We start from the raw sequence: 22890 nt of genomic DNA on the forward strand, positions 1-22890 counted from the left end.
GAGGGCCGCCCACGCTCCGGCGTTCCTGATGGGGCGTGACCGCCCCTCGGCATCTCGGCTCGCCGGCATGGCGATCACGCGCGGAGACCGGCTCTCCGCGGTCCGGCCGAGGCCTGCCGCCCTCGCGGAAAGCCCGGCGGGGAGGGCGATCCGGCCGTGCAGAGGGGCGTTAGCCGCTATGTTCTCCCTTGATGCCGCTAATTGGTAGCCTCCGGCGTAAGCTGCACCATTAGCAACATGCGTCACACTCGGGAGGATGCGGTCAGCCGATGGACGCCGATTCAATGATCTGCCTGAGTGATCTCGTCCCGGCTCTGCGCTGGAGCCGGCCTCAGCAGATCGCCGAAGTGCTCGCCGATCCCCGGCTGCCTGGGGGCTGGTGGGCCTCGGTGGCCCTGAGCCGCGCCCTCGGCACGACCGGTGTGGAGTGGCTCTGCGACCGCCTCTCGCGGCTGACGGTCAGCCGCTGGGATCATCTCGCGCTGACGGACGTGCTGCCCGCGCTCCAGGTCCACGTGGTGGACCCGGCGCTGCCCGGCTGGCCGGAGCCCGCGCGGTCGGCGATCACCGGCATGGGAGGCATCCAGCGCCTGCGCCGGCTCAGCCCCTCCGACCTGCGGCTTCCCGCGGCACCCGCCCCCGAAGTGATCATCACGGCGCTGTTCCGCGAGGTCCTCGGCCGGCTGCCCGCCGTCTCCACCCCGATGCCGCAGAACGGCGCGGCCGCGCCCGCCGTGCCCCACACCACCCAGCACACCGGGCCGCACCCCGCGCAGCCAGGCGTCCCGGCACAGGGACAGCCGGCCGGTCCGGCGCAGGGCAGGCCCGCCGTCCCGTACCCCGGCCCGCCCACCGGGCCGCAGCCGGGCCGGCCGACCGGCGCCTACCCCGCGCAGCCGACCGGTCCCTACCCGGCGCAGCCGACCGGTCCGCAGCCCGCGGTGAACGGCGCCGCCCCGCCGTACGCCGAGGCGCCGGCGGCCCCCGCGCCCGGCACGCCGCCACCGCCCCCGCAGGCTCCGGTCTCGGACAACCCGCTGGTGCGGCTGGTCGACGCCGTCTTCCGGGAGTGGACGCCGCTGGAGCGCGCCGTCGCCATCGAGCGGCTGTTCGCCGAGCAGCCGGTCAGCCTGCGCACCCTCGCCCACGAGCTGCACGTCGACCGGGACGTGCTGTCGCAGGCGCAGCGGGCGGCCGAGGAGCGAGTGCTGCAGTGGCTGCGCTCGCCGGAGTCCACCGCCGTCACCGGGCACCTGTTCCGGCTGACCGAGTGGCTCGGCGTCGCCGCCACCGAGGACCAGCTCATCGGCGCCGACCCGGCGCACCCGATCGAAGTGCCCTCGCTCGGCACCCCGCTGTGGCGGGTGCTGGTGGCGCTGATGCGCGACCGCCGCCTGCAGGACGGCTGGCTGGTCGTCGGCGACCTGAGCAGGCTGCGTGAGCGGACGGCGCAGATGCTCGGTGATCGGACCTCGGGCGAGGACGCCGCCGAACTGCTGGCGCAGGTGGGCATCCGCGCGCACTCGGCCCAGGCGTGGATCGACGCGCTCCCCAAGGCCATGACCCGGGCGCCGCAGCCGTCCGCGGCCACGACGACCAACGGGTTCGCCCCGCTCCCCCGCCGCACCCCGGGGGCCAACGGCCACCAGATGCGCGGCGGCGCGCCGGTGCCCTCGGTGGCCGACAACCTGCCGGACGCCCAGACGGCGCAGTCGGCCCTGGCGGCGCTGACCGCGCTGTCGGCCGGCCCGCCCCGGCCGCACCTGGTGCCCGAGCCGCGCCCGGCGTCGCAGGCGCACCGGCAGAGCCCCGCCTCCGACCCGCGGCGCTGGCAGCGCATCGACGTGACCCCCGAGCACCTGCGCGGCGAGCCGGTGCCGGTGCCGGAGGGGTACGCGACGCAGCTCGGCATGCGTCCCGGCACACTGCTGTCGGTGACCGGGCCCGGGGACAACGCGGTGGTGCTGGTGTGGCGCGACCGGCAGCCGGTGTTCGACTCGCTGCAGCCGGTGCTGATGCGGCTGAACGCCCGCCCGGGCGACTCGGTGTACGTGACGGTGGACGGCTACCGCCTGGACGCGCAGCTCACCTCCTGAGCCGTCGCCTCCCGGCACGGACGTCCGTGCCGGGAGGCCGCCCGCTCCAGTGGCCCGCCACCGCGGAGCCGGACTCGACTCCCGCGCGTGGTGATCCGGCGGCGGCCGGCTCGTCGAAGTACGGGGCGACGGGTACGCCGCCGGGCAACGCCGGCCGGTCCGGAGAATATGCGCCGATCGGTGCCGGGAACGGGCCGGCGGGCGGTCAGGCCTGGCGGTCGGTCTTCAGGACCTTGCGGTAGTAAGTGCCCGCGGACTCGTACTCCAGCGCCTGGTAGAACTCGGGGGCCCGCCGCGTGGCGAGCGCGATGTACCCGGCGTCGCGCGAACGCGCCCAGCGCTCGAACTCCTCAAGGAGGGCCCGGCCGAGGCCGCGCCGCCGGAAGCCATGCTGGGTCATCGCCTCCTCGACCCAGGCGACGTGCCCGTTGGCGAACAGGGTGAGGTGCACGTAGCCGAGGAGGTACCCGCGAACCGCGCCGCCCACGGTGGCGACCAGCAGCGCCGCGTCGGGGTTCTCCAGCAGGCTGGGGAAGGCCGCGTCGAACGCCGTGCGCTGCGGGCGGAAGGAGAGAGCGAACTCGCGGGTGAGCCCGAAGATCTCCTCGATGTCCCTCTTCTCAGCCCTTCGCACCAGGAGATCATCAGAAGTCATGAAATGGACTTTAGGGAGTCCATGGCCGGTTCGTCCATTCGGGGAGCGCCTGGTACGACCGTAAAGCCGGTGACAGGCGGGCCGGATGTGGCCGGAGAGACACACCTGCTCCGATCCGGAACCCGGCGCCGGACCAGGCGTGCCGCGCGCGAGGCCTGTGCGTGGCCGTCTCCGGCTTCCTCGGCCCCGAGCAGAGGCCCGCGCCTCGATCCGGGGATCCCGTCGTCCGGCCTCTCCCGTCGCCGGTCACGGCGCATTCCGGCCGGGTGCGGGCTCGTCAGATCTCGTGGCCGGCCTTCGTGGGCATGGGATACCCGAGCTGGGCGGCCAGCTCGAGCTGGTCGTAGTAGAGCCGGTGGCTGACCACCAGGCCGTCCTCCATCGTGCACACCGAGCAGCAGCGCAGCGCGATGGGCCGGCCGGTGGCCTCGGCCACCTCCCCGGCGGCCAGGGTGAGCGCCCCCTTGTGGGTGCCGGTGACCATGAACTCTAGGACGCTGCTGTCGCCGACGGTGAACAGCGCCGAGGGGGTGACCACCGAATCGGGGAAGGCTCCCACCCACTCGGCGTAGTAGGAGAAGATCTCGTCCAGGCCTTCGGCGACGCCGCCGGGGGTGACGGTGACCGCCCGCCGGGCGTAGCACCGGGTGATCGCCTCGACATCGTGGCTGTTGTACGCCTGTGACAGGCGGGTCATCACTTCCGGGGCCTCGGACATCGGGACGGACCTTTCTCGCGGGCAGGGGCCGGCGAAGGAGGCGCATGATCACCACCGGCGCGGCGGCGCCCCGGGGTGTCCCTACCCCTCCTTGCTTGCACGATAGCGCAGGTCACCGGCCCGGCAGCCCCGCGAAGCCCTCCCCGGCACGCGCGAGGCGCGTCAGGCGGGCAGCCCCAGCTGACGGGCGATCAGCATGCGCTGCACCTCGCTGGTGCCCTCGCCGATCTCCAGGATCTTCGCGTCGCGGTAGAACCGGCCGACCGGGAACTCGTTCATGAAGCCGTAGCCGCCGAAGATCTGGGTCGCGTCGCGCGCGTTGTCCATGGCGGCGTTGGAGCTCACCAGCTTGGCGATGGCGGCCTCCTTCTTGAACGGCTCGCCGGCCAGCATCTTCTCGGCGGCGTGGTAGTAGGCCAGGCGCGCGGTGTGCGTGCGCACCTCCATGTCGGCGATCTTGAACTGGATGGCCTGGTAGCGGCCGATCTCCTGCCCGAAGGCCCGCCGTTCGCGCACGTAGCGCAGGCACTCGTCCACGCAGCCCTGTGCCAGGCCCACCGACAGGGCCGCGATGGCGACCCGGCCCTCGTCCAGGGTCCGCAGGAACTGCGCGTACCCCCGGCCCCGCTCGCCGAGCAGGCCGGCCTCGGGCACCCGGCAGTCGGTGAACGACAGTTCGCGGGTGTCGGAGGCCGACCAGCCGACCTTGGAGTACTTCTTCGACACCGCGAAGCCGGGCGTGCCGGAGGGGACGATGATCGTGCTGATCTCGGGCCTGGCCCGCCCGTCCTCGCCGGGCTCCCGGTGGCCGGTGATCGCCGCGACGGCCACGAACCCGGTGATGTCGGTGCCGGAGTTGGTGATGAACGCCTTCGAACCGTTGATCACCCACTCGCCGCCGTCGAGCGTCGCGGTGGTGCGCATGCCGCCGGGTACGTCGGAGCCGCCGCCGGGCTCGGTGAGGCCGAAGGCGCCGAGCGTCTCACCGGAGGTGAGCCGGGGCAGCCACTCGGCCTTCTGCGCGTCGGTGCCGTACCGGTGGATCGGCATGGCGCCCAGGGAGACCGCGGCCTCCAGGGTGATGGCCACCGAGGAGTCGACCCGGGCCAGTTCCTCCAGGGCCAGGCACAGGGCGAAGTAGTCGCCGCCCATGCCGCCGTGCTCCTCGGGGATGGGCAGCCCGAACAGCCCCATGCGTCCCATCTGGGCGACGATGTCGTACGGGAAGGCGCACCGCTCGTAGTAGTCCCCGATGACGGGCGCGACCACCTCCCGGGAGAACTCCTCGACGCTCTTGCGCAGCGCCTCGTACTCGTCGGTGAGACGGTGCATGCTCATCACTCCTGTTCTGCGGCCGGCGGCCCGGAGGATCTCCCCGGCGCGGCTTCGGACGCTCGCTCGGCCGCCGGTCCGGCGGCCTCCTGCCCGGCCGCGGCCCGCGTGGTGGCGAGCTCGGCGGCCAGTGCCTGTACGACGCGAGAGGGGCTCGGCCGGCCGAGTTCGGCGGCCAGCCACACGCTGGTCTCCACCAGCGCGGCCAGGTCGACGCCGGTCCGCACGCCGAGACCCGACAGCATCCACACCAGGTCCTCGGTGGCGAGGTTGCCGGTGGCGCTCTTGGCGTACGGGCAGCCGCCGATGCCGCCGGCGGAGGCGTCCACGACGCTCACCCCGGCGCGCAGCGCGGCCAGCGTGTTGGCCAGCGCCTGGCCGTAGGTGTCGTGGAAGTGGACGGCCAGCCGCTCGGTGCCCACCCCGGCCTCGCCGAAGGCGCGCAGCAGCGCGGTGACGTGCCCGGGGGTGCCGACGCCGATGGTGTCGCCGAGGGAGAGCTGGTCGCAGCCGAGGTCGAGCAGGCGCTTGCCGGTGCGCACGACCTGGGCGATCGGCACCGGCCCCTCCCAGGGGTCGCCGAAGCACATGGACAGGTAGGCCCGCACGGCGAGCCCGGCGGCGCAGGCGCGTTCGACGACCGGGGCGAACATGGCGAGCGAGCCGTCCACGCTGCGGTTGAGGTTGCGCTGGGCGAAGGTCTCGGTGGCGCTGCCGAAGATCGCGATGTCGGTGACGCCGAGGCCGAGCGCGCGGTCCAGGCCGCGCTCGTTGGGCACCAGCACCGGGTAGCGCACGCCGGGCACCCGCTCCATGCGGCCGAGCAGCTCCTCGGCGTCGGCGAGCTGCGGCACCCATTTGGGGTGGACGAAGCTGGTGGCCTCGATGGTGGTCAGCCCGGCCCGGGCGAGGCGGGCCACGAACTCCGCCTTGACCGTGGCGGGCAGGACGGTCTTCTCGTTCTGCAGCCCGTCCCTGGGGCCGACCTCGTAGATCGTCACCCGGGCGGGCAGGCCCTCCATCGGCGCCCGGAACGGTGCGCGCATCATGCCCCTCCCTCTGCGTCCGGCCCGGCCTGCGCCGGGCCCTCCCCGTCGGGCTCGGGACGCACGACGGCGAGCACGGCGTCCATGTCGACCGGCTGCCCGGCGCGCGCCGCGAGCTCGGCGACGATCCCGGCGGCGGGTGCGGCCACGGTGTGCTCCATCTTCATCGCCTCGACGACCAGCAGCGGCTGCCCTTCGGCGACCCGCTCGCCGGGAACGACCTTGACCAGCAGCACGGTGCCCGGCATGGGGCTGCGCACCACGCCGTCCCCGGCGGCGCCCGCTCCGGCGCCGGCGCCGCGCTCTCCCGGCCGGTGCGGGGTGAGCGCCCACGAGGCGCCGTCGCGGCCGAGCCACACCGTGCCGCCGTCCAGCGCGCAGGCGTAGCGGGTGGTGACGCCGTCCAGGGTGACCCGCGCCTCGCCGCCGGACCGGTCGAGCCGGGCGGGGACGGCCGGGGCGTCGCCGGCGGCCACCTCGCAGCCGGCGGCGGGCAGACCGCGCACCCGGACGTCGATGGTCTCGCCGCGTACGGTGAGCCGCCAGGTGGTCCAGGCGGCCTCGCCGACGCGCCAGCCGTCCGGCACGGCCCAGGGGTCGTCGCCGGCCCGCCGGGCCAGCTCGTCGTGCAGCACCAGGGCGGCGGCGGCCGGCACCTCGCCGGGCACCGGGCCGCCGGGGCCCTGCGCGGCGGCGAGCAGCGCGCCGAGGCGCTGGTCGATCAGGCCGGTGCTGAGCCGGCCCGCCGTGACGTCGGGGTCGGCGAGCAGGGCGCGCAGGAAGGCCACGTTGGTGGGCACGCCGAGCACGGTGGTCGCGCCCAGCGCGGCGTCCAGCCGGCGCAGCGCCAGCGCCCGGTCGGGGGCCCAGGCGATGACCTTGGACAGCATCGGGTCGTAGTCGCTGCCGACGGCCATCCCGGGGGTCAGCCCGGAGTCGACGCGTACGTGCGGGTGGTCGTCCGGCTCCTCCAGGGCGAGCACCCGCCCGCCGGTGGGCAGGAAGTCGCGCGCGGGATCCTCGGCGTAGACGCGGGCCTCGACGGCGTGGCCGTTCGCCCGCACGTCCGGCTGGGCGAGCGGCAGCGGCTCGCCCGCGGCGACGCGGAGTTGCAGCTCCACCAGGTCCAGGCCGGTGACCATCTCGGTGACCGGGTGCTCGACCTGCAGGCGGGTGTTCATCTCGATGAAGTACGCCGGGTGCCCCGGCTCGTCGCCGGCGACGATGAACTCCACCGTCCCGGCGCCGACGTAGCCGACCGCGCGGGCGGCGCGCACGGCGTCCTCGCCCATACGCCGCCGGGTCTCCTCGTCCAGCAGCGGGGAGGGCGCCTCCTCGATGATCTTCTGGTGGCGGCGCTGCAGGCTGCACTCGCGCTCGCCCAGATGGATCACGTTGCCGTGCGCGTCGGCGAGCACCTGGATCTCGATGTGCCGCGGCCCGGCGATGTACCGCTCGATGAGCAGCGTGGCGTCGCCGAACGCCGCGGCGGCCGTGCGGCGGGCCGACTCGATCGCCCCCGGCAGCTCACCCGCGGTGCGGGCCACCAGCATGCCCTTGCCGCCGCCACCGGCCGAGGGCTTGACCAGCACGGGGAAGCCGACGCGCAGGGCGGCCTCCAGCAGGTCGTCGTGCGGCTCGGCGCCGCCGGGGACGACGGGCACCCCGGCCGCGGCGACGGCCGCCTTGGCCCTGATCTTGTCTCCCATGGCCTCGACGGCCGCGGCGGGCGGGCCGACGAAGACGACGCCCTCCTCGGCGCAGCGGCGGGCGAAGGCGGTGTTCTCGGCGAGGAACCCGTAGCCGGGGTGGATCGCCTGGGCGCCGCTGCGCCTGGCCGCGGCGATGACCTCCTCGACCGCGAGATAGCCCGAGGGCAGCCGTACGGCGGTGTCGGCCGCGCGCACGTGCGCCGCGCCGGCGTCCGCGTCGCTGTACACGGCGACGGAGCGGACGCCGAGGCGGCGCAGCGTCCTGATGACGCGCAACGCGATCTCGCCCCGGTTGGCGACCAGGACGGTGCCGAACATCGAAGTGCCCGAAGTCGTGGGGAGCATGGTCACATCCGGAAGACGCCGTAGCCGATGGGGTCGAGGGGGGCGTTGGCCGCCGCCGAGAGGGCCAGCCCGAGGACGGTGCGGGTGTCGGCCGGGTCGATCACGCCGTCGTCCCACAGGCGGGCGGTGGAGTAGTACGGGTTGCCCTGCTCCTCGTACCGCTCGCGGATGGCCCGCTTGAACTCCGCCTCGCTCGCGGCGTCCCCGCCGGGCGGCCGCACGGTGGCGAGCACGTTGGCGGCCTGCTCGCCGCCCATGACCGAGATGCGGGCGTTCGGCCACATCCACAGAAAGCGCGGGGAGTACGCCCGCCCGGCCATCGCGTAGTTGCCCGCGCCGAACGAGCCGCCGATGACGACGGTGAACTTCGGCACCCGGGCGCAGGAGACCGCGGTGACCATCTTGGCGCCGTGCTTGGCGATGCCGCCGTGCTCGTACGCCTTGCCGACCATGAACCCGCTGATGTTCTGCAGGAACACCAGCGGGATCGCACGCTGGTCGCACAGCTCGATGAAATGGGCGCCCTTGAGCGCCGACTCGGCGAACAGGATGCCGTTGTTGGCGACGACGCCGACCGGGTGCCCGTGGATATGGGCGAAGCCGGTGACCAGGGTGGGCCCGTACTCGGCCTTGAACTCCAGGAACCTGCTGCCGTCCACGACGCGGGCGATGACCTCCCGCACGTCGTAGGGGGTGCGGGTGTCGGCCGGGACGACGCCGTACAGCTCCCGCGGGTCGTACAGCGGCTCCTCGGCGGCCGTACGCTCCCACGGCGGCGGGCCGGGCGGGCGCAGGGTGGCGACGATGTCGCGGACGATGGCCAGGGCGTGCGCGTCGTCGTCGGCCAGGTGGTCGGTGACCCCGCTGACCCGGGCGTGCACCTCGCCGCCGCCGAGCTCCTCGGCGGTGACCTCCTCGCCGGTGGCGGCCTTCACCAGCGGCGGGCCGCCGAGGAAGATGGTGCCCTGGCCGCGCACGATCACGGCCTCGTCGCTCATGGCCGGCACGTACGCGCCGCCGGCGGTGCACGAGCCGAGCACGGCGGCGATCTGCGGGATGCCGCGCCGGGACATGGTCGCCTGGTTGTAGAAGATGCGCCCGAAGTGCTCGCGGTCGGGGAACACCTCGTCCTGCAGGGGCAGGAACGCGCCGCCGGAGTCGACCAGGTACAGGCACGGCAGGTGGTTGTGCAGCGCCACCTCCTGCGCGCGCAGGTGCTTCTTGACCGTCATCGGGTAGTAGGTGCCGCCCTTGACCGTGGCGTCGTTGGCGACGATCACGCACTCGCGCCCGGCGACCCGGCCGACGCCGGCGATGACGCCCGCGGCGGGCGCCTCGTCGCCGTACAGGCCGGTCGCGGCGAGCGGGGACAGCTCCAGGAACCGGGAGCCGGGGTCCAGCAGCGCGCCGACCCGGTCGCGCGGCAGCAGCTTGCCCCGCTCGACGTGCCGCGCGCGGGACCGCTCGGGGCCGCCCAGGGCCGCGACGGCGAGCCGCTCGCGCAGCTCGGCCACCAGACGCTCGTTGACCTCGGCGTTGCGCTTGAACTCCTCGCCGCCGGGGCCGGCCGTCGTGCGGAGCACCGGGCCCATGACCGTGCCACCTCCAGGGTTAGCCTCCGCTAACTTCGCTTTGAATGTTAGTCACCGTTAACCGATTCGTCTACCATTGCGGGTCATGACCGCCATGCGGACTCCTACCCGCGTTCCGAGCCCTCGTCGCAGGGAGATCCTCGACGCCGCGGCCAAGCTGTTCGCCGGCCGGGGCTTCCACGGGGTGTCGATCGAGGAGATCGGCGCCGCGGTCGGCATCTCGGGCCCCGCGCTCTACCGGCACTTCAGCGGCAAGGAGCACCTGCTGGCCGAGATGCTGCTGGACATCAGCGAGCGGCTGCGCGCCTCGGGAGTGGAACGCGCCACCACGGCCGCCGACGGCGAGCAGGCCCTGCACGCACTGCTCGACGGGCAGATCGCCTTCGCGCTCGACCATCCGGCGCTGATCACCGTGCACGACCGCGAGCTGGGCAACGTCCCCGAGCCCGCCCGGCGGCAGATCAGGCGGCTGCAGCGGCTGTACGTCGAGGAGTGGGTGACCGTGCTGAGCGAGCTCTACCCGGCGGTGGCGCCGCCGCGGCTGCGCGCCGCGACGCACGCGGTCTTCGGGCTGCTGAACTCCACCCCGCACAGCGCCGGCGAGCTGCCGCGCGACGCGATGGCCGCCCTGCTGCACCGGATGGCCCGCGCCGCGCTGGCCGGTCTCGCCGAATCCGCCGATCTCGTTAACGAGGACTAACCACAGCGACGTCCCGCCCCTCCCGTCGCAGGCCCGCGCCTCGCGAGACCCCGATCTCGGTCATGCCGGAAAATAGGCTTGTTGGGCGCTCGCGTCACCGACCCTCGGCAGGTGGCCACGGCGCACCGGCTGCTCACCCGCACACGGCGGTCGATCTTCGCGATCCTCGCCGACGACCTGGACGAGGTAGAGGAGGAACGGGAGCGATGACGACGACCGAGGCCCCCGCCGTCGCCGTACGGGGGCTGCGCAAGAGCTACGGCGACTTCGAGGCCGTGCAGGGCATCGACTTCGAGGTGCGCCCGGGCGAGGTGTTCGGCTTCCTCGGCCCGAACGGCGCCGGCAAGACCACGACGATCAGCATGCTGTGCACGCTCACCCGGCCGTCCGGCGGCAGCGCGTCCGTCGCCGGGCACGACGTGGTCAAGGAGCGCGACGAGGTCCGGCGCAACATCGGCCTGGTCTTCCAGGACCCGACCCTGGACGGATACCTGACCGCCGAGCAGAACCTGCGCTTCCACGCCGAGCTGTACGGCGTGCCGCGCGAGGCGGTGGCCGAGCGCATCCGGCAGGTCATGGAGATGGTCGCCCTCTGGGACCGCAGGGACGCCAAGGTGAACACCTTCTCCGGCGGCATGAAGCGCCGGCTGGAGATCGCCCGCGGCCTGCTGCACTCCCCCCGGGTGCTGTTCCTGGACGAGCCCACCGTCGGGCTCGACCCGCAGACCAGGTCGGCCATCTGGGGCTACATCAACCGGCTGCGGCACTCGGAGGACATCACCATCTTCATGACGACGCACTACATGGACGAGGCGGAGTACTGCGACCGCATCGCCATCATCGACCACGGCCAGATCGTCGTGATCGACTCCCCCGAGGCGCTCAAGGCGAGCGTCGGCGAGGACCGCGTCCAGATCCACACCGCCGACGACGAGCGGGCGATCACCGCGCTCAAGGAGCGGTTCGGCCTGGACGCCGCCCTGCGGGAGGGCGTGGTGACCTTCGCCGTTCCCGCCGGGGAGGCGTTCGTACCGCGGCTGTTCGCCGAGCTCGGCCTGCCGATCAGCTCGGTCAGCGTGTCCCGGCCGTCGCTCGACGACGTCTTCATGAACTACACCGGCTCCACGATCCGCGACGCCGAGGGCGAGAGCGGCTCGTCGGCGTGGATGCGCGCCATGGCGAGGAGGTAGGCGATGACCACAGGTGTGACCGCGCCCGGCGTGGTCCGGGTGCACGTCCCCGGACGCAGCGTCCGGCACGACCTGCGGGCGATCAAGATCGTGCTGCACCGCGAGATGCTGCGGTTCCTCAACGACCGCACCCGCATGGTCTCCACACTGGTGCAGCCCGCGCTGTGGCTGTTCGTGCTGGGCACCGGCCTCGGCACGCTGGTGTCGCGCGGACCGGCCGAGGGGGTGGACTTCCGCACGTTCATCTACCCCGGGGTGATCGCCATGACGGTGGTCACCACGGCGATGTTCTCGGCCGGGTCGATCGTCTGGGACCGGGAGTTCGGATTCCTGCGCGAGATGCTGGTCGCCCCGGTCGGCCGGGCGTCCATCGTGATCGGCAAGTGCCTGGGCGGCGGCATCGTGGCGACCGTGCAGGGCGTCATCATCCTGGCCCTCGCCGGGCTGGTGCACGTGCCCTACTCCCCCACGCTGATCCTCACGCTGCTCGGCGAGATGTTCCTGGCCTCGGTCACCATCACCGCGTTCGGGGTCAGCATCGCCGCCCGGATGAAGAACATGCAGTCCTTCTTCGGCATCATGCAGATGGCCATCATGCCGATGATCTTCCTGTCCGGCGCGATGTTCCCGCTGGCCGGACTGCCCGGCTGGCTGGCGTTCCTGACCAAGATCAATCCGCTGACCTACGCCGTCGACCCGATGCGCCACGCGGTGTTCGGCCACCTGTCGGTGAGCCCCGCGGCGATGGAGGCGCTCAACCCGGGGGTCCACTGGTTCGGCTGGCGGGTGTCCACCGGCGTGGAGCTCGCCCTCGTGGCACTGATGGGCCTCGCCCTGCTCGGCCTCGCCATCGCCCAGTTCCGCCGCACCGACTGACCCTCCGCCCGCCCCGCCCCCACAAGAGCGACCCGCCGGACAGGTCCTACCGGCCAACGGCCCGGGAGCACCGGCTCCCGGGCCATCATCGCCTCGGCGTGATCTCGGCGATCCCCGTCACCACCACCTTTCGCGATGACCGGCTCCTTACCGGACGTCTCCTTCCCGCCCGTCCGAGGGACCCTCCATCGGTGCCGCGACGGCGGGACGGTGTACGGCGAACGCCGGCGCCGCCCACGGCGAGCACCCGGCCGGCCCCGCGAGACCGGACGGCCGAGAGCGCGAACGGCCCGGGAGCACCGGCTCCCGGGCCGTCGTCGCCACTACGCGGTCACGGCCATCGACCGCCACCGCTGTGACCGCTCACTCTCCCCCCGTCCGATGCGCCCTTCTACCGGCGCCGCGGCGGCGGGACGGTGTACGGCGAACGCCGGCGCCGCCCTACGGCGGGCACCCGGCGAACGCCGCTTGTCACCGCACTAGCGCTTGACCTTCACGTAGTCGAGCTTGCTGGTGGAGGCGGCGGTCTCGGCGTCACCGCGGAAGGAGACCTTCCAGTTGCCGGAGTGCCACGCCTTGACCTTGGCGTAGAACGCGCCGGCGCTGTTGGTGGTGACCGTCTTGACGTACTCCCACTTGCTGTGCCCGGCCCGCTTGAAGTACAGCGCGACCTTCGCGTGGTCGTAGGACGCCCAGTGGTCGTCGTCCCAGACCTGCAGTTTGCCGGTGTGCCGGAGGTAGGCGCCGTACTTCACCGGCTCGGGGGAGGCGTTGTACCTGATGACGCGGGTGTCTGCGGGCTCGCGCACGGTCACGTGGACGGCGCGGCTGCCCGACCCCTTGACGCCGGAGGTGCCGGCGAAGACCGCGCGGTACCACCCGGAGGTCTCGGCCCCGGCGCCGATGAGGAATCGGCCGCCACGGTCGGTCCAGTCGTGGCCGACGACATCCCATGAGCGCGAGCCGTCCGCCCGGAACAGCAGGTCGACCTTCTTGCCCCGGACGCCGTCCCAGCCGCGGGAGTCGGCCTCCAGGCGCCCGCGCGCCGTGATGCGGTCGCCCGCGTCGGCGGTGCGGGGGCTCACGTCGAAGCCGGCGATGCGGCTGCCGGCGCGGGCGCGCACGTCGACCCGGTCGCTGTCGCTGACCGTCTTGTGCGCCACGGCGGAGCCGTCGTACTCGGCACGCCACCAGCCGTCACGCTCGGCGGCCACTCCGGCGGAGAACCGGCCGCGCCAGTCGGTGCGGTCCGCGGCGACGCGGGTGTAGCCGGAGGCGCCCACGGCGCGGAAGGCGATGTACACCTTCTGCCCCTTGTACCCCTTCCAGCCGCCGGTGCCGTTGATCAGCAGGCGACCGTCCAGGGTCAGCCTGCCGCCCTTGGCGATCGGCTCGGGCGAGGCGCCGAAATCGGCGAGGTCGGTCTCCCAGACCTGCCGGACGGTGAACGCCTTGCTCTCGGTCCCGGTGCCGACGACGCTGGTCGCCTTCGCCGTCACCCTCCAGGAGCCCGCGGCGTCGGACCGCGTGAACGTACGCGTGCCCTGCCACTTCTGCTTGCCGTCCACGTCGCCGACCTTCTTGGCCTCGACATCGACGGTCGACCCACCGGGCCGCTTGAGGGTGAACCCGCCGGAGGTGGCGCCGTCGGTCAGGAAACCGAAGGTCACCGACGTGCCGTCCTTGTCCTGGACGACCACCGGGTTCGGGGCGACGTCCACCGAGGTGACGGTGGGAGCCGCCTGTGCCGCCGCGGTGGCCGGCGCGGAGACCAGAGCGAGCGCTCCGGTCCCCAGCGCCATCGCCACCATGGCGGCACGGATGCGTTGCAACACGGGGATCCCCTTCCCGTTGCTCTAACGCGGCTTGAGGGTGCCACGTCTTCCATGACTAGTAGACGAGCCGTCGTTGACGGTGGTTGGCCTATTTGACAATCAGTCATTAACGCGTGTCAGATTCACGAGTGGACCGTGATTGTCAGACGGTCTGGGCAAGCCCCAGGACGCGGGTGGCCGAGGGCGACATAATCGGCCTTGTGGCCCGCGACACGGTAGAGACGCATTTCGCAGAGTCGGTCGCCGCGATGATCCCCGGCAAGCGCCGCGATCCGGGCATGCCCGTGCGGGCGGGCACGACACTGACCGGCGAACGCTGCCGCGACCTGTTCGAGATCCAGCTCGCCGCCCGGCTGCTCGACGTGGCCGCCCGCCGGCTGCGCGAGCAGGGCGAGGGCTTCTACACGATCGGCTCGGCCGGCCACGAGGGCAACGCGGCTGTGGCCGCCGCCCTGCGCGTCACCGACCCCGCACTGCTGCACTACCGCTCCGGCGCGTTCTACCTGACCCGCTCGGCCCAGGCCGGCCGCCTGGCGGAGGAGGGGCTGCGCGACGTCCTGCTCGGGCTCACCGCGGCGGCCGAGGAGCCGATCGCGGGCGGACGGCACAAGGTCTTCGGCCACCCCGACCTGGCGATCATCCCGCAGACCTCCACGATCGCCAGCCACCTGCCCCGGGCCGCCGGTCTGGCCTTCGCCATCGAACGCGCCCGCAAGCTCGGCGTCTCCGGCTCCCCATGGCCGGCCGGGTCGATCGCGGTGTGCAGCTTCGGCGACGCCTCGGCCAACCACGCCAGCGCCCTGAGCGGGCTCAACACCGCGGCGTACTGCGCCTATCAGGGGCTCCCGATGCCCATCCTGTTCGTCTGCGAGGACAACGGCATCGGCATCAGCGTCCGCACTCCGCCCGGCTGGATCGAGGCCGCGGGCCACCCGCTGATCCCCCGCTTCCGCGCCGACGGCTGCGACCTGCCCGAGGCCTACGACGTGGCGCGCCAGGCGGTCGAGCACGTGCGCACCCGGCGGTCGCCGGCGTTCCTGCACCTGCGCACCGTGCGCCTGATGGGCCACGCCGGCTCCGACGTCGAGTCCGCCTACCGTGCCCCGCGGGAGATCGCCGCCGACCTGGCCCGCGACCCGCTGGTCGCCACCGCGCGGGTGCTCGTGGCGGCGGGGCTCGCGGGCCCGGACGAGCTGCTCGGACGTTATGAGAGCCTGCGCGAGCACGTGCTCAAACTGGCCATGGAGTGCACCCGCCGCCCGCGCCTTGGCTCGGCCCGGGAGGTGATGGAGCCGCTCGCCCCGCGCCACCCCGCCCAGGTGGCCGCGCAGGCGGCCCGCCGCGCGGCCGACCGCGAGGCCCTGTTCGGCGGCGTGCCGCCCGAACGCGAAGGGCCGCTCACCATCGCCCAGGCCGTCAACCGCACGCTGACCGACCTGATGGGCGCGCATCCCGGGATCATGGTGTTCGGGGAGGACGTCGCCCGCAAGGGCGGGGTGTACGGCGTCACGCGGGGCCTGCTCAAGCGCTTCGGCGCCGGGCGGGTGTTCGACACGCTGCTCGACGAGCAGTCGATCCTCGGGCTGGCCCTGGGGTCCGGGACCTCCGGGCTGCTGCCCATCCCCGAGATCCAGTACCTCGCGTACCTGCACAACGCGCTGGACCAGATCCGCGGCGAGGCGGCGACGCTGCGGTTCTTCTCCAAGGGCGCCTACCGCAATCCGATGGTCGTCCGCGTGCCCGGCTACGCCTACCAGAAGGGGTTCGGCGGCCACTTCCACAACGACAACTCGGTCGCGGCGCTGCGTGACATCCCCGGGCTGGTCATCGCCTCGCCGGCCCGGCCGGACGACGCCGCCGCCATGCTGCGCACCTGCGTGGCCGCCGCGGCGGCCGACGGCGAGGTCTGCGTGTTCCTCGAGCCGATCGCGCTGTACCACACCCGCGACCTGATGGACGCGGGTGACGACGGCTGGCTGTCGGCCTACGTCCCGCCCGCGCGGTGGGCGGAGACCCATGTGCCGATCGGCCGCGGCCGATCGTACGGCGACGGCCGCGACCTCACCATCGTCACCTTCGGCAACGGCGTGCGCATGAGCCTGCGCGCCGCGATCCGCCTCACCGCCGAGGGGTACGGCTGCCGGGTGCTGGACCTGCGGTGGCTGTCGCCGCTGCCGGTGGACGACCTGCTGCGCGCGGCCGACCTCACCGGCCGGGTGCTGGTCGCCGACGAGACGCGCGCCTCGGGCGGGGTGTCCGAGGGGGTGCTCGCGGCGCTGGCCGACCACGGCTTCACCGGCCGGGTCGCCCGGGTCACCTCGCGCGACAGCTTCGTCCCGCTCGGCGACGCCGCCGCGCACGTACTGCTGTCGGAGGCCGAGATCGAGGCGGCCGCCCGCAAACTGCTGGGCTGACCGCACGCCGCCGAGCGGTCGCCGGCTGCGGGGTCAGGGACGGCGGCCGGTGAGCGCGAGCGTCCGGGCCTGCTGATCGGCGTCGTCCGGCACCGGGACGGGCTCGGCGAACAGCCCGCTGCCGGCCAGCCCGTCCATCATCGGAGCCAGGTGGTCGTAGGCCGCGGCCATCAGGCGGGGATCGACGCGGTCGTCCGCGCCCAGTGCCCGGGCCAGGTCCCAGGCGTGCACGGCGAGGTCGGTGGCCATCTCCATGCAGTAGTGCCGCGCGGGCACCGTCCCGTAGGAGAGATGGACGTCCCGGTCGAGCGCCCCCGGCTCGGCGAAGGCCCGCTGCGCCGCCGCGGCGGCCTCCGTCCACCGGGCCACCGGGTCCTCGCCCAGCCGGTCCCCGGCGAAACGGTCGCCGACGCTCTCTACCGTCTCCCCGGCCAGCAGCGGCGGCACCCACAACTGCTCGGTCACCAGGTGGTTCACCAGGTCTCGGACGGTCCAGTCCGAACAGGGCGTCGGGGCGTCCCACCTGTCCGCCGGCACCATGCCCACCCGCAGGCCGAACTCGTCCATCGCGATGGCGTGCAACTCCAGCTCAAGATCCTCCATACGCAAGGACCTACCCGCGAACCGGCCTTTGTCGCCCAGTGCCCGGGAAGAGCGATCGCCGGTCCGCCGAATGCCGGACGGACCTGGCGGACCACCCTCCGGTGTATGCGTGTATCACGCAGGGCCCGGCAGATCATGACTTTCGGCCGCGAGGCGATCGCAGGTCACGCGATCACGCGAGGGCCGGTCCGGCGGGCGGAGAATTCCTCGATGACACAGCGATCCCGCCCTGACAACGATATATAGCTGTATGGCGAGTGGAGAGTAAGCAGTCGTTCGCCATTCACCTCCATAAGGGGACATTTCATGGCCAAAGCGCGCCAAAAGCGGCGTGCCACATCCACTCGAACCGCTGCGGCTCCCACCCCTCGCGCCCAGGAGACCGGATCCGGGCGATGGACGGCCGTGCGGACGTGGCTGGCGGGAGTCCTCAGCGCTGTGATCGTCGCAGCGATCGGCGTCGTGTTCACCGCCTGGTTCGGCGCACGCGGACAGGACACGGTCGACCACATCAGTGGAGAGCCCCCGATCAACGTCGGCCACGTGGCCGTCGACCACGCCGCACAGGACACCGCCCTGCGGACGCCGGTGACCGATCCCGGAGAAAGAGCGACCTTGCTAGGTAACGCATCCGGCTCGCGGCGAGACGCGGTCATGGCGCGCCATCACCGGGCCCCACTCGAAAAGGCGGACGTCACCGTCACCCTCGTCGGGAACCGCGGCAGCCTGCGGATCATCGACATCACGCCGCGCATCCTCGAACGCAAGCCGGTCTCGGCCGGCGCGCTGATGGTCTACACGCCCGCCGGAGGTGAGGTCGACACCATCGAGCTCTCCGCCGATCTCGATCAGCCTGCTCCGCGCTTCACCACAGCCGACGACCGGGACACCTCGTACTTCCGGAAGAAGCAGATAGACCTGAAACGGGACGAGCGGGTCACCCTCGCCATGTCGATCAAGGGCTCGGCGGCGTACTACGAGTTCGACCTGCTCGTCACCGTGCTCGCGGAGGACCGAACCGAGCAGGTGACGATCAAAGGGCCGGACACGAGCCCGTTCCGGGTGACCGGCGCCGCCGACGCCTACCGCGGCTACTACGAGGTGTCCCCGCTCGGTGGCTGGCATCCGATCTCGCACCGTGCGGCGTGCGAGATGGAGCGGAAGATCCAGCGGACGAAGGGATGCTGACCGTGCCCGGACGCCACGCGGCCACGGTCCTGCTCACGGTGGTCCTGGTGACCTGCCCGGCCGCGACCGCGGACGCTCCGCGGCTCCCCTTCGCGCCCGTCGAATGGCGTGCGGTGTGGTCGGTGCCCGCGGACGCCGGCACTGGAGAACCGTCGTTCGAAATCCCGCAATACGCCGTGTCCGACCAGGCGGTCGCCATCGCCACGCGCCAGGGCGCCGTGCAGATCCGCGATCCGCGTACCGGTGCGCTCCGGCGCGTCATCGCCGCCGGCCCGGCTCGCACCACGCCCATCACCGGCGTGTGGATCGCCCCGGACACACTCGTCGTGTCGAGAGGAGCGCCGAATGCCGCCGGCCAGGCGCTGGACGCCCATGACCTGACCACGGGCGCCACGCTGTGGCGGCGCACGATCGCCGTCTCCGGTTATGGGGTCGGGCCGGCGGATGCCGGTGTGTACCGAGGCTCCCGGATCATGGTGACCGAGCGCGGCATCGTGGTGTTCGAGCGGCCGGACGAGCCCTTCGCCATCCATGCCCTTGATCTCCGCACCGGGGCGACCACGGCACGAGCGATGTACCAGCGAGGCTGTGATCTGCGAGGTGCCGCGACCGCCCGATCGGTGGTGCTGCTCGGCCAATGCGCGGGAAACCGGCTACGGCTCGCCTCGATGGATCCCCGCACTCTACGGCCCGGTTGGACGCGCCCGCTGTCGTCGTTCTCCGCACCTCCGGGCGGCGACCCCGCGATCCGCGTCACGGCCGACGCCGCGGGGTACGTTCACGCCTCTGTGGGAGACGACGACTTCTTCTACCGGGCGGACGGCCACCTCCTGTCCACCGACCCGCCGGCCGTGGCGGCGATGAATCCGGGCCGCTGGAGCCCGCCCTTGTTCGCCGCCTCGTTCTCCGCCGCGGCCGGCCGGCGCGAAGCCCTCCCGCGCGACGAATGGCCGTTGCCCGCCTATCTGATCTCCTTGGACTCCGCCACCGGACGGCTCGGCGGACTCCCGCTCGCCACGCCCTCGCACCGTACGTCCCTCATCGGGACGACTCGGGACATGGCCTTCGTGCACAGCGATGTCCCCGGTGACGGCCGGATCACCGCGTACAAGCTGATTTACGGGCTTTCCGGCGGGCCGGCGCGGTTCGGCGGTGTCCCGGCGAGCGCCTGGCCGGACGCCTGCGCCCTGCTGACCGGCCGTGATCTGCGGGTGCTCGCGGACGGCTACCGCGCCGCTCCCGGAGCGGACCATCCGGCGGGAACGACGCTGCCGGAGCCGGTGAAGTGCGACTGGATACCACCCGAGGACGACGGCGCCGTCGTCTCGCTCACCGTGGAATGGGCGTCCTCGTCGAGCGCGGGCGCGCGGAGGCTCTTCACCGACGAGGTCGGCGCCATCAAGGAGAGCAACGCCGTTGACCTCACGACCGAGAGCCCGGGTTTCCTCTCCTATACCGTGGCCACGACGAACGGGTTCTACGGCGCGACGATCATCAACGTGGGCCCGGTCATCGTCCGGCTGCGATCTCCATCGCGACAGGCGATACGGCGCATCTCCCCGTTACTGCGCGACAATCTGCTCGCGCGGTATCAGCCGGGCGTCCGTGCCGCCGTCCCGGCGCGCGCGGATGCCTGGAGCCATCCCACCGACGCGGTCGTCCATGCCGAGCCGGTGGTGGCCGACGGTGCCGTCTACGCCACGAGCGGCGATGGCACGGTGTCCGCGCTGGACGCCGCCACCGGCGCGGTGCGGTGGCGCTTCCAGACGGGTGGTTCCCTCTTGTTCGGTCACGTGGTGGCAGCGGGCACCGTGTTCGCGGCGAACACCTCCGGCAGGCTGGTGGCGTTGGACGCCGCCACCGGCCGCCTGAGATGGAGCCGAAGGATCGACGTGCAGAGCGACCTGGTGGTCGCGGCGGGCCGCCTCTACGTCTGGACCAGGAAACCCCCCTGGTCGATGAGGGCCGAGATCGTCGCGTTGAACGGCGCCTCCGGCAGGAGGCTGTGGGCCTTCCGGCCGCGCGGCGACGTCCTCAACCCCGATCCCGTGCCGGCCGGCGACGCCGTCCACCTCGGCGGCGACCACGGCATGGTGTACGCGCTGGACAGCGCCACGGGAGCGCGGAAATGGCGGTTCCAGGCCGGCGGGGAACGAGACCACACCTATCTGGTGCGGGCCGGCGGAGTGGTCTACGCCGCGAGCACCGATGGCGAGGTGTACGCGCTGGACGCCGCCTCCGGAAAGGTGCGGTGGAGGTCAGGGATAGACGGTTTCGTAGGCTTCCGCCCGGTCCTGGCCCATGGGACCCTCTACCTCGGCGACAAGGCCGGTACGACGTACGCGCTCGACGCTGGCTCCGGCACGCCGCTGTGGAGCTTCCGGAAGGCCGAGGGCGAGAATCCCGGCTACACGTGGGCCGCCGCGGTCGCCCGGGCGCTCACGTACTTCGGCGGCGCCGACGGTCGGCTGTACGCCCTCGACGCCGTCACCGGCAGGGCGCGCTGGAGCTTCCCATTGGGGAAGGGCCGTACCTCCGGCCCTGTGGTGACGGACAGGACCGTTCTCGTCGGCGACAGCGAGGGCACACTTCACGCGCTCGACGCCACCACCGGCACGGCGCGCTGGAGCTACCGAACCGGCGGCACCGTCGAGACCAGGCCCGTCGCGGCAGGCGGCTTGGTGTACGTCGGCAGTTCGAACGGCAATGTGTACGCCCTGCCCGTGGCCGGCGACCGAGACTGACCGGTCGCGGGCTCGCGGTCGTTCACAGCCAGTCGCGGCGTTTGAAGACCAGATAGAGGGTGGTGCAGACCGCTCCCATCAGCGCGACCGCGAACGGGTAGCCGTACACCCACTGCAGCTCGGGCATGTGGGTGAAGTTCATCCCGTAGATCGTGCCGACCAGCGTGGGGGCGAACAGGATGGCCGCCCAGGACGAGATCTTCTTGACCTCCTCGCTCTGGGCGTAGCTGGCCTGGGTGACGTTCTTCATCTCCTCGTTCTGCGCCTGGCTGACCAGCGTGGAGTTCACGATGAGGATGTCCTGCAGCATCTGCCGGAAGTTGTCCACCCGCTCGACCACGGTGATGGCATGGTCGGCGACGTCGCGCAGATAGCGTTGCAGCTCGCCGTCGACACCGTACTTCGGCGAACCGGCGATCAGGTTGTTCAGCATGTCGAGCAGCGGCCGGGTCGCCCGCTGGAACTCGATCACCTCGCGGGACAGGGCGTAGATGCGGCGGGGCGCGGCCGGGTCGCCGCCGAACACCTGCACCTCGATCTCGTCGATGTCCTTCTGCAGCCCGGCCACCACCGGCGCGTAGCCGTCGACCACCGCGTCCAGGATCGCGTAGAGGACGGCCTGCGGGCCCTGGCACAGCAGGTCGGGGTCGTTCTCCATCCGGCGCCGCACCTTGCTCAGGTCGGGCGCCTCGCTGTGCCGGACGGTGAGCACGAAGTCGGGGCCGAGGAAGACGTGCAGCTCGCCGAACTCCACCTTCTCCGGCGAGTCCAGGTATTGGGCGGCGCGCAGGACCAGGAAGAGGGTGTCGCCGTACCGGTCGGCCTTCGGCCGCTGATGGGCGACGATGGCGTCCTCGACGGCCAGCTCGTGCAGACCGAACTCCTCGGCGACCTTCAGGATCTCCGTCTCGGCTGGACGGTACATCCCGATCCACGCCATGCCGCCGGCACGGGAGCGCAGGGCGGACACCGCCTCCGCCAGTGACGGCGGGGACTCCACCCGGCGCCCGTCCACGTAGATCGCGTTGTCGATCAGGCTCTGCCGCGCGGCCGGGGAGCCGGCCTCCTGCGGTCGCGGATCCATCGAATGCTCGGGGGCGACCTCGTGGTCGCCTCCCCGCCCCGCGGGCGGGCGCATGAGATCTCTGATTCCGCGCACGCGACGGTCCGACACCGGACACCTCCCCTGGACGCACCGGGCGACCGGCCCGAATGCCGGATGAACCCGCCCGTGTCAGACCTTAGCCCGATATAGGAGAGCTAGTTCGCAGGTACTCGTCCAGCCGCAGCCGCGCCTGGTCTCGTACCCTCCGGCGCAACGCCGGCGTCCAGCCGGTCAGCACTCCGGTCGGCCGGCCGAGCGCGAGCTTGGACCAGGTGCGGAAGTCGAAGTCGTCGCGGTGACGCACGATCAGGCCGTCCTCGAACCGGAACTGCGCGTTCACCTCGTTGACCACCCGACGGCCGTTGCGCCGCAGCACGTAGTCCGCCGACCAGCGCGCCGTGCCGGAGTGGTTGTCGGCGGTGATGTCCCACGCCGACACCTTCATCTCGGAGGTGGAGGCCAGGAGCATGCGCCACATGCCGACGACCCGGTCACGTCCTTCCAGTTCGAGGAAGACCGGGTCGCCGAAACTGATGTCGGGGTGGTAGCACCGCCCTAGCGCGTCGGTGTCACGGCGCGAGAAGGCGTCGAAGAGGTCGCGGATCACCTGACGGTGCTCGGCATGCCGCGACTCCGGGGTACGGGAAGTTGACACTCCCCCAGCTTAGAGCGGTCACCCCGTAACTTTCGATGCGGTACGCCCCCAACTCCATAGCCATTTGTCCCTACCCCCTACCCC

The 22890-nt window shown here is 72.4% G+C and carries 18 protein-coding genes; 8 read left to right on the forward strand and 10 right to left on the reverse strand.

What is annotated here, in order from left to right:
* Positions 1–269: 269 nt before the first annotated feature.
* Positions 270–2096 (forward strand): hypothetical protein, encoded by a 1827-nt coding sequence (locus tag IEY93_RS03665; RefSeq protein ID WP_189161502.1) that lies wholly within the window; start codon positions 270–272, stop codon positions 2094–2096.
* Between the two features lie 205 nt (positions 2097–2301).
* On the opposite strand, the gene IEY93_RS03670 is transcribed toward IEY93_RS03665, so the two are convergent.
* The 6 genes from IEY93_RS03670 to IEY93_RS03695 all read right to left on the reverse strand — a co-directional run bounded on the left by IEY93_RS03670 (position 2302) and on the right by IEY93_RS03695 (position 9496).
* Positions 2302–2751, reverse strand: coding sequence for a GNAT family N-acetyltransferase (locus IEY93_RS03670; protein ID WP_189161503.1), 450 nt, complete (start codon positions 2749–2751; stop codon positions 2302–2304).
* A 277-nt stretch (positions 2752–3028) separates the two neighbouring features.
* Positions 3029–3469, reverse strand: coding sequence for a nuclear transport factor 2 family protein (locus tag IEY93_RS03675; protein WP_189161504.1), 441 nt, complete (start codon positions 3467–3469; stop codon positions 3029–3031).
* Positions 3470–3631: 162 nt separating this feature from the next.
* The gene (locus tag IEY93_RS03680; protein WP_189161505.1) at positions 3632–4807 is read right to left on the reverse strand and encodes an acyl-CoA dehydrogenase family protein; all 1176 of its coding nucleotides are present in this window, start codon (positions 4805–4807) and stop codon (positions 3632–3634) included.
* Entirely contained in the window at positions 4807–5850 is a 1044-nt protein-coding gene (locus IEY93_RS03685) for a hydroxymethylglutaryl-CoA lyase (RefSeq protein ID WP_189161506.1), read from the reverse strand. The genes IEY93_RS03680 and IEY93_RS03685 overlap by 1 nt, the downstream gene beginning before the upstream one ends.
* Complete coding sequence (locus IEY93_RS03690) at positions 5847–7904, reverse strand: acetyl/propionyl/methylcrotonyl-CoA carboxylase subunit alpha (protein ID WP_229690822.1); 2058 nt, start codon at positions 7902–7904, stop codon at positions 5847–5849. Before IEY93_RS03690 ends, IEY93_RS03685 begins: the two co-directional genes overlap by 4 nt.
* A 2-nt stretch (positions 7905–7906) precedes the next feature.
* Positions 7907–9496 carry a carboxyl transferase domain-containing protein gene (locus IEY93_RS03695; RefSeq protein WP_189161507.1) on the reverse strand — a complete coding sequence of 530 codons (1590 nt, stop codon included), beginning with the start codon at positions 9494–9496 and terminating at the stop codon, positions 7907–7909.
* 85 nt (positions 9497–9581) lie between these two features.
* Between IEY93_RS03695 and IEY93_RS03700 the strand changes: the two genes are divergently transcribed.
* The 4 genes from IEY93_RS03700 (at position 9582) to IEY93_RS03710 (ending at position 12262) form a co-directional block, all read left to right on the forward strand.
* Positions 9582–10196 carry an SACE_7040 family transcriptional regulator gene (locus IEY93_RS03700; protein ID WP_189161508.1) on the forward strand — a complete coding sequence of 205 codons (615 nt, stop codon included), beginning with the start codon at positions 9582–9584 and terminating at the stop codon, positions 10194–10196.
* A gap of 81 nt (positions 10197–10277) precedes the next feature.
* Entirely contained in the window at positions 10278–10406 is a 129-nt protein-coding gene (locus tag IEY93_RS39265; RefSeq protein WP_268241522.1) for a hypothetical protein, read from the forward strand.
* Positions 10403–11386 (forward strand): ATP-binding cassette domain-containing protein, encoded by a 984-nt coding sequence (locus tag IEY93_RS03705; RefSeq protein ID WP_189161509.1) that lies wholly within the window; start codon positions 10403–10405, stop codon positions 11384–11386. Before IEY93_RS39265 ends, IEY93_RS03705 begins: the two co-directional genes overlap by 4 nt.
* Before the next feature lie 3 nt (positions 11387–11389).
* A complete protein-coding gene (locus IEY93_RS03710; protein ID WP_189161510.1) occupies positions 11390–12262 on the forward strand; it encodes an ABC transporter permease in 873 nt (290 codons plus the stop codon).
* Positions 12263–12741: 479 nt separating this feature from the next.
* On the opposite strand, the gene IEY93_RS03715 is transcribed toward IEY93_RS03710, so the two are convergent.
* A complete protein-coding gene (locus IEY93_RS03715) occupies positions 12742–14097 on the reverse strand; it encodes a hypothetical protein (protein ID WP_189161511.1) in 1356 nt (451 codons plus the stop codon).
* 200 nt (positions 14098–14297) lie between these two features.
* Here IEY93_RS03715 and IEY93_RS03720 point away from each other — a divergent pair, with 200 nt between their 5' ends.
* Positions 14298–16511, forward strand: a complete 2214-nt coding sequence (locus IEY93_RS03720) for a thiamine pyrophosphate-dependent enzyme (RefSeq protein ID WP_203967939.1) — start codon at positions 14298–14300, stop codon at positions 16509–16511.
* A 33-nt stretch (positions 16512–16544) separates the two neighbouring features.
* Here IEY93_RS03720 and IEY93_RS03725 read toward each other — a convergent pair whose 3' ends face one another.
* Positions 16545–17114, reverse strand: coding sequence for a TIGR03086 family metal-binding protein (locus tag IEY93_RS03725; protein WP_189161512.1), 570 nt, complete (start codon positions 17112–17114; stop codon positions 16545–16547).
* Between the two features lie 438 nt (positions 17115–17552).
* On the opposite strand from IEY93_RS03725, the gene IEY93_RS03730 reads away from it, so the two are divergent.
* Both IEY93_RS03730 and IEY93_RS03735 read left to right on the forward strand, forming a co-directional pair.
* Positions 17553–18302: a hypothetical protein gene (locus IEY93_RS03730; protein ID WP_189161513.1), complete on the forward strand. Its 750-nt coding sequence runs from the start codon at positions 17553–17555 to the stop codon at positions 18300–18302.
* Positions 18303–18304: 2 nt separating this feature from the next.
* A complete protein-coding gene (locus IEY93_RS03735) occupies positions 18305–21046 on the forward strand; it encodes an outer membrane protein assembly factor BamB family protein (RefSeq protein WP_189161514.1) in 2742 nt (913 codons plus the stop codon).
* Positions 21047–21068: 22 nt separating this feature from the next.
* Here IEY93_RS03735 and IEY93_RS03740 read toward each other — a convergent pair whose 3' ends face one another.
* Both IEY93_RS03740 and IEY93_RS03745 read right to left on the reverse strand, forming a co-directional pair.
* On the reverse strand, positions 21069–22220 hold the full coding sequence (locus IEY93_RS03740; protein ID WP_229690823.1) for a magnesium and cobalt transport protein CorA: 1152 nt from the start codon (positions 22218–22220) through the stop codon (positions 21069–21071).
* A 67-nt stretch (positions 22221–22287) separates the two neighbouring features.
* A complete protein-coding gene (locus IEY93_RS03745) occupies positions 22288–22806 on the reverse strand; it encodes a nuclear transport factor 2 family protein (protein WP_229690824.1) in 519 nt (172 codons plus the stop codon).
* Between the last annotated feature and the right edge of the window lie 84 nt (positions 22807–22890).

This window comes from Sphaerisporangium melleum (assembly GCF_014646695.1).
In the GTDB taxonomy this organism is placed as follows: Bacteria; Actinomycetota; Actinomycetes; order Streptosporangiales; family Streptosporangiaceae; genus Sphaerisporangium; species Sphaerisporangium melleum.

What these genes read in the sequence shown, in the direction of transcription:
- IEY93_RS03665 (WP_189161502.1), top strand. Translation starts at nt 270, where the DNA reads ATGGACGCCGATTCAATGATCTGCCTGAGTGATCTCGTCCCGGCTCTG.
- IEY93_RS03670 (WP_189161503.1), bottom strand. Translation starts at nt 2,751, where the DNA reads ATGACTTCTGATGATCTCCTGGTGCGAAGGGCTGAGAAGAGGGACATC.
- IEY93_RS03675 (WP_189161504.1), bottom strand. Translation starts at nt 3,469, where the DNA reads ATGTCCGAGGCCCCGGAAGTGATGACCCGCCTGTCACAGGCGTACAAC.
- IEY93_RS03680 (WP_189161505.1), bottom strand. Translation starts at nt 4,807, where the DNA reads ATGAGCATGCACCGTCTCACCGACGAGTACGAGGCGCTGCGCAAGAGC.
- IEY93_RS03685 (WP_189161506.1), bottom strand. Translation starts at nt 5,850, where the DNA reads ATGATGCGCGCACCGTTCCGGGCGCCGATGGAGGGCCTGCCCGCCCGG.
- IEY93_RS03690 (WP_229690822.1), bottom strand. Translation starts at nt 7,904, where the DNA reads ATGCTCCCCACGACTTCGGGCACTTCGATGTTCGGCACCGTCCTGGTC.
- IEY93_RS03695 (WP_189161507.1), bottom strand. Translation starts at nt 9,496, where the DNA reads ATGGGCCCGGTGCTCCGCACGACGGCCGGCCCCGGCGGCGAGGAGTTC.
- IEY93_RS03700 (WP_189161508.1), top strand. Translation starts at nt 9,582, where the DNA reads ATGACCGCCATGCGGACTCCTACCCGCGTTCCGAGCCCTCGTCGCAGG.
- IEY93_RS03705 (WP_189161509.1), top strand. Translation starts at nt 10,403, where the DNA reads ATGACGACGACCGAGGCCCCCGCCGTCGCCGTACGGGGGCTGCGCAAG.
- IEY93_RS03710 (WP_189161510.1), top strand. Translation starts at nt 11,390, where the DNA reads ATGACCACAGGTGTGACCGCGCCCGGCGTGGTCCGGGTGCACGTCCCC.
- IEY93_RS03725 (WP_189161512.1), bottom strand. Translation starts at nt 17,114, where the DNA reads ATGGAGGATCTTGAGCTGGAGTTGCACGCCATCGCGATGGACGAGTTC.